This window comes from Bradyrhizobium sp. (assembly GCF_049512235.1).
Taxonomy (GTDB): Bacteria; Pseudomonadota; Alphaproteobacteria; order Rhizobiales; family Xanthobacteraceae; genus Bradyrhizobium.
The window spans coordinates 1-17168 of the sequence record NZ_JBEKXH010000094.1 but is presented as its reverse complement, the minus strand read 5'-3'; the positions used below and the strand labels follow the sequence as shown (position 1 = coordinate 17168).

Below are 17168 nucleotides of genomic sequence, written 5' to 3'. Positions count from 1 at the left end.
TTTCATGCCAGACTCGACGATCTTTTCGATCATCTTCTCCGCCTTGCCCTGCTGACGATATTTGTCGGCGAGCACGTCCTTTTCGCGCTTGACGAGGGCGGGATCGAGCCCGGCCGGATCCAGCGCCTGTGGATTGGCGGCCGCGACATGCATCGCGAGTTGCTTGCCGAGCGCGGCGAGTTCATCGGTCTTGCCGGTGGATTCCAGCGCCACGATCACGCCCATCTTGCCGGCGCCTTCGATCAAGGCATTATGCACATAGCTTGAGACCACGCCGCTTGCGACTTCAAGTAAAGCCGCGCGGCGCAGCGTCATGTTTTCGCCGATGGTCGCAATGGCGTCCGCGATCGCGGTCTCGACCGTCACTTCGCCGACTTTCGCTGCCTTGATCTTGTCGACGTCGGCGCCGACCCGCAGCGCCACCTGCGCGATCATCTTGACCAGTCCCTGGAACTGCTCGTTGCGCGCCACGAAGTCGGTTTCGGAATTGACCTCGACGACAACGCCCCTGCTGCCCGAGGTCAGCGCGCCGATCAAGCCCTCCGCTGCCACCCGGCCGGCCTTTTTCGCCGCTTTCGACAGGCCCTTCTTGCGCAGCCAGTCGACGGCGGCCTCCATGTTGCCGTCGTTCTCGGCGAGCGCCTGCTTGCAATCCATCATGCCGACGCCGGTCGTCTCGCGTAGGTCCTTGACCATCGCCGCTGTGATTGTTGCCATCGTTGCAAGTCCTTTGCCTGCCAGGGCGGCCGCGGCGCCCGCGCCTGCCGCCTCGCCGCTGTCCACCACAGGAATGACGTGAATGGGAATCCCCTGGCCGGAGGTTCCGGCCAACGCCGCCAACTTTATTCCGCTTCCGCGGTCATCGCTTTGGCCTGGGCCACCCAGCCATCGGCTCGGCTCGGAAGCCCGACCTCTTCACCGATCTGGTGGGCGGTGTCGTGATTGAGTTCGGCGAGCTGCCAGTAGTGGAAGATGCCGAGATCGTTGAACTTCTTCTCGATCGCGCCGGACACGCCGGTGAGTTTCTTGAGATCGTCGGGAGCACCGCGCGGTCCGGCGAGACCCTGGAAGCCCGAAGCTTGCGGCGCCGTAGGAATTTCCTCGCGGACCGGCTGGGCCGACGCGCCGATATCGATCCCGGCCTCGCCTTGCGCCCGGGAGATGCCATCGATCGCGGCGCGGGCGACCAGATCGCAGTAAAGCGAGATAGCACGGCCGGCGTCGTCATTGCCGGGAATGACAAAGCTGATGCCCTTGGGGTCCGAATTGGTGTCGACGATCGCGGCCACGGGAATGTTCAGCCGCTGGGCTTCCTGGATCGCGATGTCTTCCTTGTTGGTGTCGATCACGAAGATCATGTCGGGCAGACCGCCCATGTCCTTGATGCCACCGAGCGACCGATCGAGCTTGTCGCGCTCGCGCTGCAGCGTCAGCCGCTCCTTCTTGGTATAGGCATTGGCATCGCCGGAATTGAGCACTTCGTCGAGGTGCCGCAGGCGTTTGATCGAACCGGAAATGGTCTTCCAGTTGGTCAGGGTGCCGCCGAGCCAGCGCGAATTGACGAAATACTGCGCCGAGCGCTTGGCCGCTTCGGCCACGCCGTCCTGCGCCTGCCGCTTGGTGCCGACGAACAGGATACGGCCGCCTTTGGCGACGGTATCGCTGACCGCCTGCAGTGCGCGATGTAACAGCGGCACAGTCTGGGCCAGATCGATGATATGTATATTGTTGCGGGCACCGAAAATGTAATCCGCCATTTTCGGATTCCAGCGGTGCGATTGGTGGCCAAAGTGAACGCCGGCCTCAAGCAGCTGACGCATGGAAAAATCGGGTAGCGACATCGTCCGTTCTCCGGTTGGTTCCTCCGGAAACGTGTGAGCAAGCGAGCCTTATGGCCCGGCAGCCACCGGACGGCCTTTTGAGCCATGTTTCCGTGTGAGATGCCGCGCTATATAGCGGGATTTTCGCAGGAAGCAAGGAATTCCCGGCCGTACTAGCCGCGATGGCGCCGACTTTACGCCATGTCGTGCCAGTGATTCGGTGCAGTTGACGGGATCACTTGCGAAAGTTAGGGGATCGTCGGGAACTTTCGGATGCACCTACCACTGCGGCCGCTTCCCGACTAGCATCGTGCCCATGGGCTCCACCGGGTCCGGTCAGGGGTTTCGCCATGATGCCTATTGTGGCTCGGTCAGGTAACGGTCACCCGTCGGTCAAGGGCGATATCCAACGCCTGGCGGAGATGACATTTCGGTTCGGCGGACAGGCCTACGGTCAGTGGTGGACGATCCTGGGTCGCGGTTGGCAGCACGAGATCAACAGTCTGGTCCGGGGGACGATGGCTTCCGTGCCGCCCACTGAGTTGTTGCGGGGCATGGCCGGCGGCTACGTCAATTGCCTTGGCGAACTCGCCAGCATCGGCCCGTCAATGATCGAGCAAGCGGCGATGGAATTGACGCGGCAACCGGGCGCTTCCGCGGAGCCCAGCTTGTTCGACGAGGATGCCGGACCCGAGCCCGAGGGAGAGATTTTCGACGTCGATAGCAAGCCGTTCGCAATGCCGGCTCGGGTCCAGGATGCTTCGCAGGGGTGGGCGCTCTATTTCGTGCCAACCGAGGCAGCGAACCGGGCGCTTGGCGCGGCCGGCGACGTCTTTTCGGCGTTCGATGCCGGAGGCGGACGAACGCCGCTCATGATTGTCGGAGTGGATTATCGCAGCAGCGACTTTGGCTGCTATCCGGAATTCGTCCTGGCGCTGACGGTCGTTGCGAATGACGATCCGGCGAAGCAACTGTTCACCTATTACCTCGCGATTGTCGTCACGCAGCAATTCACTCGGGAGGCGGCTCGCGTCGTGTGGGGGCTGGAGAAGAGCATTCACCCCAGGCTCGTGGTGCGCTATGCTAGGGATGAAGTGCTGTTTGGCCTGTCCAGGCAGGAGGGCAAGGCGTTATCGGTTCGATTTCCGCGATTCGGCGCCGGTCGGTCTTCGGACCTGCCGACCTTCTCCGTCTCTCGGCGCGGCGAAGGTCTGCAACGACGGACCTATTGGGCTCTTACGACGAAAAGCGGCAAGGGCGAGGGAATGCAGATCGGCGGCTCGGTCGCGTTGCAACTGGGAATGCCGGGAAATGGCGCGTGCCTGTGTGCCGACGGCAACTCGGCCTGCCTGTGCGATATGCTGCGCGCCTTCGACATCGCCGACAGGTTGCCGGCTGCGAACGGCTGGACGGAACGTCAGACCGCGGTTTTTGGTCCGCCTCGGTTACTGGATCTGCCTGGATAGGTCGCTGGCCCTCGCGCTCAACCGTTGGGGAAAATCCGGGAGAAATTCCCGCGCATCATGGTGTCGACCGTTGAAACCGCCTTGGCGACCAACGCCGCCGGCCGCAGAGCCGCCGCGAGCATCGCCGGAATGATCGCAGGATAGGCGTCCGGCCGGATGATCTCGATTGGGGCACCGATTCCGCGCCGGCGGCGCAACGCCTCGGCGGCGATCAGGCCGCTGACCACGGCACCTTCCACGGTGACGACATCGACGAAGGTCTGACAGAAATCACCGGCGAGGAAGAGATTGGGAATGGCACAGGTCGCCTTGGGGCGACTGTCCCAGCTGCCGACCTGGTTGACGAAGAGTTCCTCGCCGACATTGGTTTGAAGATGCACCCGTCCGTAGTCCACATCATCGTCGCGCTGGCTTTGCGCAACATCGCTGGGACCAAGCCTGAAGTCGAGGAAGCGTCGCAGTTCCCCGAGCATCAGATCGATGATGACATGGTTCGGATAGTCGACAATGAGATCGGCGTTCGAAGCGATGATGTTGAGAGCCGTACCGCCCCGAGGCGGGTCACTCCAGGCTTGTGAATTATCGAGGAGACTCAACGTATAGTTCGATTCCAGAAGCAGCGTGATGTCGCTGCTCAAACCCGGGATCTTGCGCTTGAAATAGACGTCCAGGGAAATCATCGGCTCCGATCGCAGCAGACGGACCTTCTCAAGATCGGGGGCGCGGGCAGCGACATCGGGTCCCACAAGCCTACCGAGGGCTCTTGGCGGCACCGCGAGGACGAGATCATCGGGAACGTCGACCTCCCGAGTACTGTCCGGCGTCCGCGCGATGCCGCGCCCGGTTGTCACGTTGTTCGGCATTTCGCCGAGTGTCAATTTGCGCACCTGGCCATCTGTCATGTGAAGCCTTTCGACCCGTGTCAGGCAATGAAGCCTGAAGCTACGCCCGAGCTCCCCAGCGCGCGCTTCGAGGCGCTGCTTCCAAGGTTCGAAAATGCCATCGTTGGTATTCTGCGCGAGCAGCCACATCGACGGCGTTGGGTGTCGAAACCCGTACTTGACCAGGCTCTGATAACTTCGCGCCGAGGAAAGGTAGCTTGGCGAAGCGAACGCCTCCGCCAAAGTGCGGCTGGAGGCCGCAAGCGACCCCTCAGTGCTGTAGCTTCTGGAGCGAAAAAAATTGTTGACGGAGATCTGCTCCAAAGAGTCTCCGGGCGTGAAAGGCACACTCATGAGATCAAGCAGTGAATGGCCCGCGAGGAATTGGTCGGCCGGCGGCACGATGCCATTGAACAGGCTCGTCAGAGCGGTTGCTGCCGACCCGGCATTGATCAGGTAAGGTCGGGTTTGTTTGTCACCGGGCAGGCGGCACCCGATCACCGGGTGCGGCACGAATTTATTGGCGGCGCCGATCTCTCGCATCAGGTGCCAGAAATTGTTATACCAGTTCAGGTACATGTGATAACAATGTTCGTGCGGGTCGGGCTTGTCTCCATCTTTGTGCGCACCGAGTTTGCCGCCGAGAAAGTTGTTCTGCTCGTACAGCGTGATGTCGAAACCCTGCTCCATAAGCCTTGTGGCCGCGGACATGCCGGCTAGACCGGACCCGACGATAATCACTTCTGGCATGTTGTCCTCGCATTATGCATCTTCAGATTGTCTCTCCCGTTACACGACAAATCAATGGAAACCACGCTGATGCAGCCAAGCTATCGGGCGATCTTCGCTGAAATTCTAATGGCAGAAGCGGCCGCGGTGGGCGCGTTCGCCGATGTCGCGGCTCGGTTCGCCTCGCTCATGGGAGCTGGGTGTCAGGCGGCATTGGTGACATTTGCCAAGCAAACTCAGCCCCAGGTCGAAAACACCGGGCCGTCGCAGCCAGACGGGTCACGGGATCCCGGAAAATTTCCACCTGGGCCGGCGGACTTCTGTCGTGCCCTCGCCGGCCTGCCGCGGGTTTCTGTGATGACATTCCTCTCACAATACGATGACCTGCGTGGACATCGCGGCGTGCTTCGGGACTAATCGGCGTCGGCGTCAACAATGCGGAGCAAGCATTGGTTGCCTTCCACAGGCTGCCATGTCATTTATCACAATGTAAGGATGCTAACCACCGCGACCCAGGTGCTCGTGACATGTCGAACCCAGAATCGGGGTTTTGGTCTGGCCCCGGCCGATCGGGCCGCGATCCCGTTACAGGCATGATTGTCGCAATGCGCGAAGCTTGGCTGGCAGGTGCCGCCGCCTTGGAAAGCTTAAGCGGGCCGTCCGCGGCCGGCGGCAATCCGGGGATGGACCCTGCGGGCGAAGCCATGATCGGGACGGTTGGCACCATGGCCGATGTGACCGCCGCCAATTTCGGGCGGCTTTGGGGCTCTGGGATTGCGGGTGGTCCAACCGAGGGGGCTCCGGAGCCTTCGGTCGCCGCCGATTTGGTATTGCCGATGGGCCACGCCATGATGATCGCGGCCAGCAGATCGGCGAGCTATTGGCTCGGTCTGGCCCAGATTCTGGCTACTCATCAGACAAGATCGGTTCGCGCGATCGGTGCAGCGGCCATCGAGGGAGGCGCGGCGGAATCGCAACGCGTCGCGGTGGCGGAACAACTGCGCACCTTGCTGCGTGAAGTGGGAGATCTGGCCACGCGGGAGGCGCGTATATTGCAGAACGAATTGGATAATTTGGGTGAAAGCCTGGCGCAGGCCCTTCAACAGCCCGACCTGTCCGCACCGCACCGCAGACGTTGGCGGACCAAACTCTAGGCTGGTGTTGCCACATGAGCCAGGATGCAACCCCATCTGTCATCGGGCGACTTGGTTTCGAGTTGGAGATGGCGCAGCTGCGCCAGCGCATTGGGCTGTGGATAGAGGGGTGTGGCGCCGAGTTGCGCGAAGCGCTTGAATGGCAGTTCCTGACGGGATCGAAATATTTTCGTCCCTTGACGATCTTCTCCTGCTATCGCGCCGTGGGCCAGGGACCGATTCCCGAGCACATCATGCAGTCGGCTTTGGTGATCGAGCTGTTCCATAATGTTTCGTTGATCATCGACGACATCGTCGATCGTTCCGCGACACGGCGCGGTCGTGCGACGATGCACACCAAGTTCGGCGAGCTTTCTGCATTGATGACGTCAGGCTACATCGTCGCCGAGGGTTATCTGCAGTTGAAGCAGGATCTGGCGGCTATTGCTTTGTTTTCCGAACTGCTGAAGCGGCTGGCCGTGGCTGAGTGCATGCAGTGGCGGCTTCGCAGGCGGCCGCTGGGTGTGGAGGACTGGCGGCAGATCGCCGGGGAAGATACCGGATCGATGTTCGAGGTGTGCGCCTGCCTGGGCGATCGCTCCGGCAAGCTGCGGAAGTTCGGTGGCCTGCTGGGACTGCTTTATCACGGTTGCGACGATGTCGGAGACGTGAAGGGCCTGGCTGCGCTCGGAGGCGGCGGCGAGGAGGACTTGCGCGACGGCATCCTCACGCTACCGGCGGCGCTGGCGATCCGCGACCCCGCGGCGGCCAGGATATTTTGCGAGCCGGACCATGGGGATCTCAAGGCGCTGGGCGGACATTATGTTGCCATGCTGCCGGAAGCAGAGCTTTACCTTGACAAGATTGCCGAAGAAGGACGAACAGAGGCGCGGTTGTTCGCTGCCGATCCCGCGCCGTTGATTGGACTGATCGAGCAAACTCGGCAGCTGAGCCGCTATTAACCGGCGCTTATGTGCGTCGGGGCGGCTTGGGAGAACGCCACCTTATGCAGGCTCAGGACATTGGCATTTGGCTGCAAGAAGTTGGGCTCGGCCAGTATCGGAATCTGTTTTCCGAACAAGCGATCGACCGAGCCGTTCTGCCCGACCTGACAGATGATGATCTCTCACGTCTTGGCATGCCGCTGGGACACCGCAAGATCCTGTTCAAGGCGATCGATGCACTGCTCGGACGGGAAATGACCGAGCCGCGCGCCGCGAAGCCCGTCCGGCCGCGGCCGGACGCCGAGCGACGACAGGTGACCGTGCTCATATGCGACATGATCGGGTCGACCGCGCTCGCCTCCACGCTCGACCCGGAAGAACTGCGCAAGGTGATGGGTCTCTACATTAGTACCTGCGCCAACGTCGTGACCTCGCTTGGTGGGTTCGTTGCCCGATACACCGGTGACGGACTGGTCGCTTATTTTGGACATCCGGCCGGCTTGGAGGATGCCGCGGAGCGGGCTGTGCGCGCGGGCCTGCAACTCGGTCAGGTCGTGCCGACGCTTGCCGCTCTGCCAAATCTGACGCTGCATGTACGAACCGGCATCGCGACCGGCCTGGTTGTTGTCGGCGACCTCCTTGGCGAGGGCGCCGCCAGGGAAGAAACGGTGGTGGGAGAAACCCCGGCGCTGGCCGCGCGGCTGCAGAGTTTTGCCCCGCCGGACGGGGTAGCGATTACCGACAGCACACGGCGGTTAATCGACGGCATGTTCGAACTCGAATCCCTTGGCTTGTGTGAACTGAAGGGGGTGCCCGGCCCTAATCCCGTCTGGCGCGTGAAGTGCGAGGCGTCGGCCGAAAGCCGCTTCGACGCCAGGCACCACACCGTTTTGCCGGATGCGATCGGTCGGGAAAACGAGCTTTCACTGCTGATCGGGCGATGGGATACAGCGTGCGACGGCGAGCGTCAGATGCTCCTGTTGACCGGTGAAGCTGGGATCGGAAAGTCGCGAATGTGCATGGCGCTCGCGAACCGGGTCACAGCCGAGGGCCATTTCAGCTTCCTTCTGCAATGCTCGCCGTTCCATACCGATAGTGCCCTGCATCCGATCATCGCGTATCTTGAACGCATGGCCGGCCTGACGGCCAATATGGCGCCGGATAAAAAGCTCGACCGCTTAATCGCCGAGATCCAGAAGTGCGGCAATGTGGCGCCCGAAACCATGGCGCTGTTCGCCACGATGCTGTCAATTCCGACCGCCGATCGCTTGCCTCGGCACGAGATGTCGCCGGAGCAGTTGAAGAGCCTGACCCTTGAAGCTCTGGACGATTGGCTTGTGAACCTGTCGCGGCTAAAGCCGGTGCTATTGATCCTAGAGGATGCGCACTGGATCGATCCGACCACGGCCGAGGCGATCACCCGCAGCCTCGGTCGGCGCGAAGATGCCCGCATCCTGACGGTGATCACGCACCGGCCCGACTATCACCCCCCGTGGACCGGCCCCCGGGTTGGGTCGCTCAACCTCATCAACCTCAGTCGACGGCAATCGCAGGAACTGATCAGGCGTGTGGCCCGGAGGGATTTGCAGGACTCCGTTGTCGAGCAGATTCTGGCCAAGACCGACGGGGTGCCGTTGTTCATCGAGGAACTGACCAAGTTCATCGTCGAGTCCGGCACTTTCGGCAAGAGCCCTGATCTCCTTCACGATAACCGGAGATCAGGTGAGCCCATGATACCGGAAACGCTGCGGGATTCGTTGCTTGCCCGTCTCGACCGGCTGCTCCAGAGCAAAATGGTTGCCCAGATCGGTGCGGCAATCGGGCGGGAATTTTCGTATGAGCTTTTGACTGCGGTGATCCAATGCGAACCAGGGGAACTCGATGCCGCCTTGGCGCAACTTGAGGCGGCGGACCTGATCAGCGCCCGCGGAAGACCGCCGCAGGCGGTATATACGTTCGAGCATGGTCTGATGCAGGAGGCCGCCTATTCGACGCTGTTGAAGAGCCGCCGCCAGACGCTACACACCCGCATAGCCGAGGTGTTGCAGAGCCAATTTAGCCAGGTCGCGGAAGTTCAGCCGGAATTATTGGCGCATCACTTCAGCGAAGCCGGTCTCACTACGCAAGCCATTGACTGGTGGGAGCGGGCCGCCATGCGTTCCGCGCAGCGGTCCAACAACAGCGAAGCGGTCAGCCAGTTCAACCGGGCTTTGCATCTGCTTGGGCAGGTTCCGGTCGATGCATCAAATCATCGCCGCGAGTTCGAAATGCGGATCGCGCTGATAACGCCGCTTTATGCGACCGATGGCTACTCGGGAAAGGAGGTGGAGCAAAACTATGACCGGTTGCTTGAGCTTGGCCAGGCCCTGGGAGAAACCCGGCAATTGCTGCGTATCCTGTGGGGCCAGGCCGGCGGAGAGTTTGTGCGATGCAATTTTCCCCGCGCTTATGAGCGCGTTGGAAGTTTTATCGAGCTGGCGCATCGAGCCGGGCACCGTACATCGGCGGCTCAAGGACTTCGGATCAAAGCGATGATCGCGATGACGAGCGGCGAGTTAATCATCGCACGCGAGCGGTACTTGCAAGTGATGGAAGAATTCGAGCGCGAAGGTACGGCGGCGGCACTCGGCGATTACCTCTTGATCCCGCGTCCAACAACCCTGGCGCAGTATGCGATCGCGGCACAGCAGCTTGGTTCTCTGGATGAGGCGGAGGCTCTCTGCGAGCGCAGCTTGCGCGAGGCACGCGAGAGTGAGCACCCGCTGACAAGCTGTTATGCGATCTTCCACTGCGGATTGAAAGCGATGGTTGACCAAGATCATACGACAGTGCTGGCGCTCGCCAAAGAGATGGATGAAATCATCAAGCGCCATCGTGTTTTCTATTGGGAGTTTCATGCGGAATTGCTTCTTGGCTTGACCACGGCCAGAATAGGCGAGCTGGACGAAGGCTTGGCGCGACTGCGGCGCAACGCCGAGCTCCGCGACCGGAGGGAGAGGCTCTTTAGCCCCTACTTCCTGATCAACGCGGCGGAGAGCCTGATGCAGAACCAGCGCAACGATGAGGCCATCGCCCTGCTGGATCGCGCGGAAGCGGAGGCCGAAGCGACCGGGCAGCATTACAGCACCGCTGAATTGTTTCGGGTGCGCGCCTGCGCAAGGCAGTCCCAGGGCGCACCTTTGGCCGAGGTGGAAGCCTTGTTCAACCAGGGATTGGCAACGGCGCAACGACAATCGGCGCGGCTTTTTGAACTGCGAACGGCAACCGGCCTGGCGAAGGTCTGGCGCGATGCCGGACGCTCCCACGACGCCCGCGCGCTGCTCGCGCCCGTATATGACTGGTTCACAAGCGGCCACAACACAGTGAATCTCAAGGAGGCACGAAATCTGTTGGACAGCATCAGCTAGCCATTATGGACCGACGGGCGCCTCGTAGCGCTCCTTTACAGAATTCAATTCGCCTACAGCGTCTGCACGTCGACCACGCCCGATACCGCCTTGAGCGCGCCGGCGATCTGCGGCGAGACCTTGAAGCGGCCCGGCAGCTTCATTTCGACCTCGGTTTCGAGGTCGAGCATCATCACCAGCGATACGTCGCCGTCGCCGCCGCCGCCGCCGCCCAAAGGCGCGGCTGAGGCCTTGGTCTGCTGGCCGTGGGCCTGAGCGGCGCCCTGCCCCGCCGCCTCGGGAATTTGCAGCCGCCTGGCAATGGACTCCAGCGGTCTTGTGTCGCGGACAAAAATGCGCAGTCCCTTCTGGGTTTTGGCGGCGGCATCATCGAGCAGTTCGGCATGCAACACCCGCGCGCGAACGTCCTCGCCCTGCAACTCGGCGCCGAGTTGCAATAACACGGCCGCGCCGGGCTCCAACACCTCGCGATACTGGGCGAGCCCTTCGGAAAACAGCACGGCTTCGAAATGACCTGTGGGATCCGACAGACCAATGATGCCCATCTTGTTGCCGGTCTTGGTCCGACGCTCCATCCGCGACAACACGGTAGCGGCGACTTTGCCCGCCGTCGCGCCGGTTTTGACCGCGCGCGAAAATTCCGCCCAGCACTGCACCCGCAACCGCTTCAGGGCGGTGGCATAATCATCGAGCGGATGGCCGGACAGGAAAAACCCGACGGCGTCATATTCGCGCCGCAGCCGTTCGGCCGGAAGCCACGGCTCGACCTGCGGCAGCATGATGGTCGGCGCGTCGGCGGCGCCGCCGAACATGTCATTCTGCCCGCACGTCGCGGCCTCGTGGCTGCGCTGGCACGCCGCCAGGATCGCCTCGACGCCGGCAAACACCCGCGCGCGATTTAAATCCAGCGCATCGAACGCGCCGGCGGCGGCAAGGCTCTCGATCACGCGCTTGTTGATCGCGCGCGGACTGACCCGAGCGGCAAAATCGGCGAGCGAGGTGAACAGGGCGTTGCTGCGCGCCTCCACGATCAGTTCGATGGCTTGCGGGCCGACACCCTTGAGCCCAGCGAGCGCGTAATAGATGGTGCCTTCACTGACTTCGAAGGTAGCGCCGGAGCGGTTGACCGAGGGCGCCTCGACCTTGATGCCGAGCCGCTGCGCCTCGGCGCGAAACTCGCTGAGCTTGTCGGTGTTGTTGATGTCGAGCGTCATTGAGGCCGCGAGAAATTCGACCGGATGGTGCGCCTTCATGTAGGCGGTCTGATAGGACAACAGCGCGTAGGCGGCGGCATGGCTCTTGTTGAAGCCGTAATCAGCAAATTTTGCCAGCAGGTCGAAAATGGTATCGGCCTGCCCCGGATTGACGCCGCGCGTCTTCGCGCCCGAGACGAAACGCTCGCGCTGCTTTTCCATCTCGGCGCGGATCTTCTTGCCCATTGCCCGCCGCAGCAGATCGGCTTCGCCGAGCGAATAGCCGGCCAGCACCTGCGCGATCTGCATCACCTGTTCCTGATAGATGATGACGCCAAACGTCTCTTTCAGGATCGGCTCCAGCATCGGATGCAGGTATTCCGGCTCCTCGTCGCCATGCTTGCGGGCGCAATAGGTCGGAATGTTCGCCATCGGACCGGGCCGATACAGCGCCACCAGCGCGATGATGTCCTCGAAGCGGTCGGGCCGCATGTCGACCAGCGCGCGGCGCATGCCCTGGCTTTCCACCTGGAACACGCCGACCACATCGCCCCGCGCCAGCATCGCATAGCTCGGCGCATCGTCGAGCGGCAGCCGCGCCAGATTGATCTCGATGCCGCGCCGCTTCAACAGCTTGACCGCAAGATCGAGCACCGTCAGCGTCTTCAGCCCGAGGAAGTCGAATTTGACGAGGCCGGCGGGTTCGACCCATTTCATGTTGAACTGGGTCACCGGCATGTCCGATTTCGGATCGCGGTAGAGCGGCACCAGTTCGCTCAAGGGCCTATCGCCGATCACAATGCCAGCGGCATGGGTGGAAGCATGCCGGGTCAGGCCTTCAAGGCGCTGCGCGATATCGAAGGCACGCGCTACCACCGGGTCTTCGTCGCGAAAGGCCTGCAGCTTCGGCTCGCCTGCGATCGCGGCCGCCAGGGTCACCGGTGCCACTGGATTCTGCGGCACGAGCTTTGTCAGCTTGTCGACCTGCCCGTAGGGCATCTGCAGCACGCGGCCGACGTCACGCAGCACGCCACGCGCCTGCAGCGTCCCGAAGGTGATGATCTGCGCCACCTGGTCGCGGCCATAGCGCCGCTGGACATAGCGGATCACCTGGTCGCGCCCGTCCTGGCAGAAGTCGATGTCGAAGTCCGGCATCGAGACGCGATCTGGATTGAGAAAACGCTCGAACAGGAGGCCGAACCGGATCGGATCGAGATCGGTGATGGTCAGCGCGTAGGCGGCCAGCGAACCGGCGCCCGAGCCGCGGCCCGGTCCGACCGGAATGCCCTCGGCCTTGGCCCATTTGATGAAGTCCGCAACGATCAGGAAGTAACCGGCGTAATTCATCCGGGTGATGACGTCGAGCTCGAAGGCGAGCCTTGCGCGATAGTCCTCCTCAGTCATGCCCTTGGCGAGGCCGTGAACCAGCAGGCGATGGCTGAGGCCTTGTTCGGCCTGACGGCGCAATTCCACCGCCTCGTCGCTCGTCGCTGCCGTGGCGTTGGTCCCCGCCCCCACCGTGAAGCGCGGCAGGATCGGCTTGCGCGTCAGCGGACGGAACGCGCAGCGCTCTGATATCTCGATGGTGGAGCAAAGCGCCTCCGGCAGATCAGCAAATAGCACCGCCATTTCCGCCCGGGTCTTGAAGCGGTGATCCACCGTCAGCTGCTCGCGGTCGGTTTCGGCGATCAGGCGCCCGCCGGCGATGCAGATCAGCGCGTCATGGGCTTCGTAATCATCCGCGGTGGCAAAATACGGCTCGTTGGTCGCGACCAGCGGCAGGCCCTTGGCATAGGCGAGATCGATCAGGGCGGCCTCGACGCGGCGCTCCTTCTCGATGCCGTGGCGTTGCAACTCGACATAGAGCCGGTCGCCGAACAGGCGCGCCAGCCGGTCGCAGCGGACCGCCGCGAGGTCCGCCTGATCGGCAAGGAGCGAAAGCGAGATCGGCCCCTCCGGGCCGCCGGTGAGCGCGATCAGGTCCTCTGCACAGCCTTGCAGCCATTCGAACTTGATATGTGGGGACTGATGGGTGGGGGTTTCCAGAAATGCCCGGGAGTTCAGCCGCATCAGGCTGAGATAGCCACGCTCGCGCGCCGCCAGCAGCACAATCCGCGCCGGTGCTGCGGCCTGCGCATTGCGCGCGCCCGGGTCATGGTCGCCGAAATCGACGGCCAGCTCGCAGCCGATGATCGGCTGGATACCCGAGCCGGCCATCTTTTCGGAGAATTCCAGCGCCCCGAACATGTTGTCGGTGTCGGTCAGCGCCAGCGCGGGCTGGCGATCGGACTTCGCCAGTTCGGCCAGCTTTCCGATCTTGATCGCTCCTTTCAGCAGTGAATAGGCCGAATGAACGTGGAGATGGACAAATCCGACTGTGGACACGGGCTTCTGCGTCATGGATTTCCGAAGGCGCGGCTTCTAAGGGGGCATGAGGCCTTGCCGGAGCCAAAGCCACCGGAATAGGCCGACTCGCTCCCGCAATGGTGATGCCTCAGGTGAGGTGTGTCCACGCGGAAGGGGCAAATCACCCCCGCCATCCCGGTTTTCCCCAGCCGACGCGACGGCCGTTCCCGACCCCGGCTTGCGGCCTCAACCCTCAGAGCTGCGGAATCAGCTGCGCCCACACCGCGATCATGGCGACAAACAGCGTGATCGACGCCAGCGCCGCCGCTTCTTCCACGAATACCTTCAACATGCCAGCCTCCTCTCCTTTGGAACATAAGAAGAACATTGTTCTCCTTATGTTCTAGAGAGTCAAGCAGCGTTTGTAGGTCAGCTTTGAAAAATAACCCCGAATCAAATCACTCGGTTAACGCAGGCACCCGCCTGCCACGAATCTACGATTGAACTCGCGGTATGTCCGCTTGCCTGGCAGCATTAAAGCCATTCGCGCAAGGCTTCCAGCAGCTCGCAGGCGGCGCGGGCCTTGCGGGGCTGGCTCGGTTCGATCGGCAAGGGAAATTGGCAGGATGCCACCGCGATCAGCATGATGCGGTCGGACAAGTTCCAGCAGCATCCAACCGGCGCGGCGATCGCGGCCTGAGAGCTGGCACATCACGGCCTGCCGCAAGTCCGGTCTCGGCTTGCGGCAGGTAGCTATGTGTTGAGGGGACATGTCGTTCCGGCTTAGGCTAAAGTCCGGTTGGGCGATCCACAGGGGCTGCGGCCAAAGGGAGGTTTTCATGCGCAACATTGTTCTGGCTTTGCTGGCCGCCAGCGGACTGGCGGTCGTGGGCCCCGCGCCGGCTGCGGCCGTCGGCACCCAATACCCGTTCTGCATGCAGGGCCGTACTGTGCCCGCGCTGAGCGATTGCTCTTATACGAGCTACGAGCAGTGTGCGGCCACCGCATCGGGGCGGTATCTTTATTGCATCGACAATCCCTACTTCGATCCCGGCGTCCGCTATCATCCGAGCCGCCATCGTGGCCGTCACGTGCGGGCGGTCCATCCTGTGTACTGAATCGGAGGGTACTCGGCGCCGCGGTCGCGGCCGCCGTCCCGAAAGGTACTTATGCGCATTCTGATTTTGGCGATGTTGGCGATCGCAACGGTTGCGGCAATCGGATCGGCCCAGGCTCAGACATACGATCCGGATTATCCGGTTTGCCTACACGTCTATGGCCGCGTCAGCTATTACGACTGTCGCTATACATCGCTTCCTCAATGCGCCGGGTCGGCGTCGGGCCGCGCGGCGCAATGTATGGTCAATCCCTATTTCGCCCCGGCCCGCCCTCACCGGCGGCACCGCCACGATTGATGGCTAATCCAGCTCGACGACCCGGCCGTCGACAAGCGAGACGCGCCGGTCCATCCGGCTCGCCAGTTCCATGTTGTGGGTCGCGATCAGCATCGCCACCCGTGTCGCCGTGACCAGCTGCATCAACGCATGGAACACGTGATCGGCGGTGTGCGGGTCGAGATTTCCGGTCGGTTCATCCGCCAGCAGCGCCCGCGGCGCATTGGCGACCGCGCGCGCAATCGCCACCCGCTGCTGCTCGCCGCCGGATAGTTCGGCCGGCCGGTGCTTGATGCGATCGGCCAGGCCCAGATAGGCCAGGATTTCAGTGGAGCGCTTGATGGTCTCGGCGCGCCTGAGGCCGCGGATCATTTGCGGCAGCATGACGTTTTCGAGCGCGGTAAATTCGGGCAGCAGCCGGTGCGACTGATAGACAAAACCGATATCGCTGCGACGGATCTGGGTTCGCTCGATATCGGATAATCCCGAGGTCGCGCTACCGCCGATATAGACTTCACCCTCATCTGGGGTTTCGAGCAGGCCGGCGATGTGCAGCAGGGTCGATTTACCGGCGCCTGAGGGTGCCACCAGCGCCACCGACTGTCCCGCCCAGAGCGCGAGCTTGGCGCCGTTGAGGATCGTCAGCGTCGTCGCCCCCTGAATGTATTGGCGCTTGATCTCGTGGAGATAGACGACCGGTATATCCTCTGCCCCCTGCTCCATCTGCCCCTCACTCGTATCGCAGCGCGTCGACGGGATCGAGGCGGGCGGCGCGCCATGACGGATACAGCGTGGCAAGGAACGACAATGTCAGCGCCATGATCACAACCGCGCTGGTCTCGCCGAAATCGATCTCGGCGGGCAGCTTGGACAGAAAATACAGTGTGGGATCGAACAATTCGGTGTTGGTGAGCCAGGACAGGAACTGCCGGATCGTTTCGATATTGAAGCAAATTGTCAGCCCGACCAGGAAGCCGACAAAGGTCCCGACCACCCCGATTGAAGCACCGGTGATCAAGAACACCCGCATGATCGAGCCTTGCGAGGCGCCCATGGTGCGCAGGATCGCGATATCGCTGCCCTTGTCCTTCACCAGCATGATCAGGCCCGAGATGATGTTGAGCGCTGCGACCAGCACGATCAGGGTGAGGATCAGGAACATCACGTTACGCTCGACCTGAAGCGCGTTGAAAAAGGTCGCATTGCGCTGCCGCCAGTCGACCAGAAATACCGGCCGTCCGGCCGCCTCGGTGACGGATTTGCGGAAGGCGTCGATCTTGTCGGGGTTGGTGGTGAAGACCTCGATCGCGGTCACGTCATTGGGGCGATTGAAATAGTTCTGCGCCTCCTGCAGCGGCATGAATACGAAGATCGAATCATATTCCGACATGCCGACCTCGAATACCGCGGCGATCCGGTAGGGCTTGATGCGCGGCATGGTGCCCGCCACGGTCACCGCGCCCTTCGGAGATACCAGCGTGATGTTGTCGCCGGCATGCAGCGACAGCGTATCGGCGAGCCGGCGGCCGATGACGACGGCCTGCCCCTCGTCGAAGCCTTCCAGGGTGCCTTGTTTGATGTTCTTGGCGATCGAGGTCAGGTTGTTGAGATCGTTGGCGCGAATACCGCGCACGAAGACGCCGGCGGCGTTGAAGGGCGACGAGCCGAGCGCCTGTCCATCAACCACCGGCGCGGCTACCCGGATGCCCGCGACCTGGCTGATGCGCTCGGCGACATCCTTCCAGTCGGTCAATGGCGACTCCAGCGGCTGCACCACCAGGTGGCCGTTCATCCCAAGTATCTTTTCGAGCAGTTCCTTGCGGAAACCGTTCATGACGGCCATCACGATGATCAG

General features: G+C 62.3%; 14 protein-coding genes. 7 read left to right on the top strand and 7 right to left on the bottom strand.

Going from position 1 to position 17168, the window contains the following annotated elements; all coding sequences use genetic code 11:
• The coding region (gene tsf / locus ABSG20_RS11485) for a translation elongation factor Ts (protein WP_423864623.1) at positions 1-717 on the bottom strand (717 nt) is incomplete at its 3' end.
• 125 nt (positions 718-842) lie between these two features.
• Positions 843-1841 (bottom strand): 30S ribosomal protein S2, encoded by a 999-nt coding sequence (locus ABSG20_RS11480; protein ID WP_423864622.1) that lies wholly within the window; start codon positions 1839-1841, stop codon positions 843-845.
• A 329-nt stretch (positions 1842-2170) separates the two neighbouring features.
• On the opposite strand from ABSG20_RS11480, the gene ABSG20_RS11475 reads away from it, so the two are divergent.
• On the top strand, positions 2171-3286 hold the full coding sequence (locus ABSG20_RS11475; protein WP_423864621.1) for a hypothetical protein: 1116 nt from the start codon (positions 2171-2173) through the stop codon (positions 3284-3286).
• A gap of 17 nt (positions 3287-3303) precedes the next feature.
• Here ABSG20_RS11475 and ABSG20_RS11470 read toward each other — a convergent pair whose 3' ends face one another.
• On the bottom strand, positions 3304-4917 hold the full coding sequence (locus tag ABSG20_RS11470; RefSeq protein ID WP_423864620.1) for an FAD-dependent oxidoreductase: 1614 nt from the start codon (positions 4915-4917) through the stop codon (positions 3304-3306).
• A gap of 54 nt (positions 4918-4971) precedes the next feature.
• Between ABSG20_RS11470 and ABSG20_RS11465 the strand changes: the two genes are divergently transcribed.
• The 4 genes from ABSG20_RS11465 to ABSG20_RS11450 all read left to right on the top strand — a co-directional run bounded on the left by ABSG20_RS11465 (position 4972) and on the right by ABSG20_RS11450 (position 10380).
• Entirely contained in the window at positions 4972-5313 is a 342-nt protein-coding gene (locus ABSG20_RS11465; protein ID WP_423864619.1) for a hypothetical protein, read from the top strand.
• 308 nt (positions 5314-5621) lie between these two features.
• Positions 5622-6050, top strand: coding sequence for a hypothetical protein (locus ABSG20_RS11460; protein WP_423864618.1), 429 nt, complete (start codon positions 5622-5624; stop codon positions 6048-6050).
• A gap of 14 nt (positions 6051-6064) precedes the next feature.
• Positions 6065-6991 (top strand): polyprenyl synthetase family protein, encoded by a 927-nt coding sequence (locus tag ABSG20_RS11455; RefSeq protein WP_423864617.1) that lies wholly within the window; start codon positions 6065-6067, stop codon positions 6989-6991.
• 44 nt (positions 6992-7035) lie between these two features.
• Entirely contained in the window at positions 7036-10380 is a 3345-nt protein-coding gene (locus tag ABSG20_RS11450; RefSeq protein ID WP_423864616.1) for an AAA family ATPase, read from the top strand.
• 53 nt (positions 10381-10433) lie between these two features.
• Here ABSG20_RS11450 and dnaE read toward each other — a convergent pair whose 3' ends face one another.
• Together dnaE and ABSG20_RS11440 are read right to left on the bottom strand one after the other, a co-directional pair.
• Entirely contained in the window at positions 10434-13958 is a 3525-nt protein-coding gene (gene dnaE / locus ABSG20_RS11445) for a DNA polymerase III subunit alpha (RefSeq protein ID WP_423864615.1), read from the bottom strand.
• Positions 13959-14453: 495 nt separating this feature from the next.
• Positions 14454-14579, bottom strand: coding sequence for a hypothetical protein (locus tag ABSG20_RS11440; protein ID WP_423864614.1), 126 nt, complete (start codon positions 14577-14579; stop codon positions 14454-14456).
• 179 nt (positions 14580-14758) lie between these two features.
• On the opposite strand from ABSG20_RS11440, the gene ABSG20_RS11435 reads away from it, so the two are divergent.
• Positions 14759-15037, top strand: coding sequence for a DUF3551 domain-containing protein (locus tag ABSG20_RS11435; RefSeq protein WP_423864613.1), 279 nt, complete (start codon positions 14759-14761; stop codon positions 15035-15037).
• Positions 15038-15088: 51 nt separating this feature from the next.
• The gene (locus ABSG20_RS11430) at positions 15089-15334 is read left to right on the top strand and encodes a DUF3551 domain-containing protein (protein ID WP_423864612.1); all 246 of its coding nucleotides are present in this window, start codon (positions 15089-15091) and stop codon (positions 15332-15334) included.
• 3 nt (positions 15335-15337) lie between these two features.
• Here the strand turns inward: ABSG20_RS11430 and ABSG20_RS11425 are convergent, their stop codons facing one another.
• Positions 15338-16036, bottom strand: a complete 699-nt coding sequence (locus ABSG20_RS11425; protein ID WP_423864611.1) for an ABC transporter ATP-binding protein — start codon at positions 16034-16036, stop codon at positions 15338-15340.
• Between the two features lie 7 nt (positions 16037-16043).
• Positions 16044-17168 (bottom strand): lipoprotein-releasing ABC transporter permease subunit (locus ABSG20_RS11420; protein WP_423864610.1); only part of this gene is annotated, 1125 nt, incomplete at its 5' end.